This window comes from Nocardia jiangxiensis NBRC 101359 (assembly GCF_000308615.1).
In the GTDB taxonomy this organism is placed as follows: domain Bacteria; phylum Actinomycetota; class Actinomycetes; order Mycobacteriales; family Mycobacteriaceae; genus Nocardia; species Nocardia jiangxiensis.
This window is the reverse complement of the sequence record NZ_BAGB01000124.1, coordinates 1-1,978: the sequence shown is the minus strand read 5'-3', so window position 1 is coordinate 1,978 and position 1,978 is coordinate 1. Positions and strand designations below refer to the sequence as shown.

The window sequence follows — 1,978 nt, the reverse complement described above, 5'->3', positions numbered from 1 at the left end:
GCGGTGCGGTGCGGTGCGGTGCGGTGCGGTGCGGTGCGGTGCGGTGCGGTGCGGTGCGGTGCGGTGCGGTGCGGTGCGGTGCGGTGCGGTGCGGTGCGGTGCGGTGCGGTGCGGTGCGGTGCGGTGCGGTGCGGTGCGGTGCGGTGCGGTGCGGTGCGGTGCGGTCGATCTCGCGCCGCGCAGGTCGAAGTCGGTGCCGAAGGCGGTCGACTCAGTATGCCGTCTGTCGGTTGACTGACAGTTCTGAGCAGTGCCGGATGCGACTGCGCAGGAATGGCTCCGGCTGGGCCAGGCGGGCCGGTAGTCCGAGGCCGATCAGTGGGGGGCGATTGCGAGTGTCGGTGTGGATTGCGGAGTTGTGCGTGCCATGTGCGGTGAGGTCGGCTGGACATGCTGGACGCTTTCGAGGGGCCGTGTAGGGGATCGGCATCCGCGGTAACTGTCAGCCTCTCGTACCAACTGCAACGGTGTCCGCGGGTACACATGCGGCGTCCGCCCGATACCGAACCGCAGATTTGCCCGCTCACTTCGAGCCCTCGGTGAGGCAATCGCTGGATTCGGCGGAATTCCGCATCCGACGATGCGGTCGCAAGCGACGCTGCTTGTAGGGAATCGCGGGCAGGTTCGGACCCATGTCGTGGTCGCGTGTTTCATGTGAAACATCGAGTCGACCGACCGAGGCAGACGGGTCACCGAGTTGGCTGCCGCATCCGGCGTGGCGGCTTCACGATTCGGATGCCGGGTCTCTAGGTCGCCCCGGGCATCGTGTGCGGCGGCGCCACAATCTCTTCCTGTCACCGTGACGAAGATCGGTCGAGGGGCTGGATGGTGGTCTGCCTTTCGGGTTCGGGCGGATTTTTGCCCCAGATGCTCCTCCCCTGCTCGGCGGTCGCGAACATGTTTCCGCGTGCGGGTGGCGACAGCGCAGCCAACCTAAGGCTGCGGACGGATCGTGCCGGACTGATCGATGGGAGTCTGCTTCAACATTGGCCGCAGACCGACCGCTGGCTGAACGGACGACGATCCATCGCCACGTCGGGTAAGAAACTGCGGCCGCACCGGTTGTCGGTCGATACGAGTGATCGCCAACGAAGAACAGTCCGGCCACTCCCATCGCCATCAGATCGGACGGCACTATTTGATGCTGCTGACAGAGGTGGCAGCCCATCGAGCGCATTGGCCGATATGCGGCTGCGCCGGTGCAGATGTGCTCTGGAAGTGGAAGCGCCCCAAGACATACCTGAATACATGATTAGTACGGCGTAGAGATCAGTCGGTTCGAAGCTGTTCCGAGACCGAGATGATGATCGGCCCGGGAAGCTCGACGCAGCCGATCCTGCGCCCAGCCGAGAAAAGTGGCGGCCCCGAATTGCCCTGGATCGAGGGTCGGCGGACCGGGTGCGCTCGATCGGATAGGAAGGCATGAATGAGCCAGACGCGCTCGGTCGGGGTTTTGCGGGATCAAAGTGCACGCCGGATCGGGATCAGCCATGAGCCGACGCTCGCGCTGGACCGACGAGAGTGCTGCACCGTCAGGGCCATGGACCGAGCGAACGCATCGGCCAAGTGCCGCATCGGAACCGAGTGAGATGTCGGACCGTCAGTACGTCGGCCGAGGAGGGGTCGGATCGATTTACGCATCGAACTTGTCAACGACAGAACTGAAGGCACGTCGAACCGAGAGCAGGCCGGGTTGAGTTGTCGACGGTCGTCCACACGTGTGGCTAAGTGATGGGGTGGGCGAGGCGCAGGGCTGAGGGACGTGCTGCCTGTGTGAGGTGTTGGACCGAGTGATTCGCCAGGCTCCGCGATGTGTCGGACCGGGCTGGGTGGTGCTGGGCATGAGTGGTGCGTCGGGCAACGTGCCGGGCTGGGTGATGCGCCGGGCTGGGTGATGCGCCGGGCTGGGTGATGCGCCGGGCTGGGTGATGCGCCGGGCTGGGTGATGCGCCGGGCTGGGTGATGCGCCGGACTGGGT

Annotated in this window: 1 protein-coding gene; it reads left to right on the top strand. The window is 65.5% G+C overall.

What is annotated here, in order from left to right; all coding sequences use genetic code 11:
- Positions 1-238: hypothetical protein (locus ON40_RS54035; RefSeq protein WP_218008903.1), on the top strand; the 238-nt coding region annotated here is incomplete at its 5' end.
- Positions 239-1,978 lie beyond the last annotated feature (1,740 nt).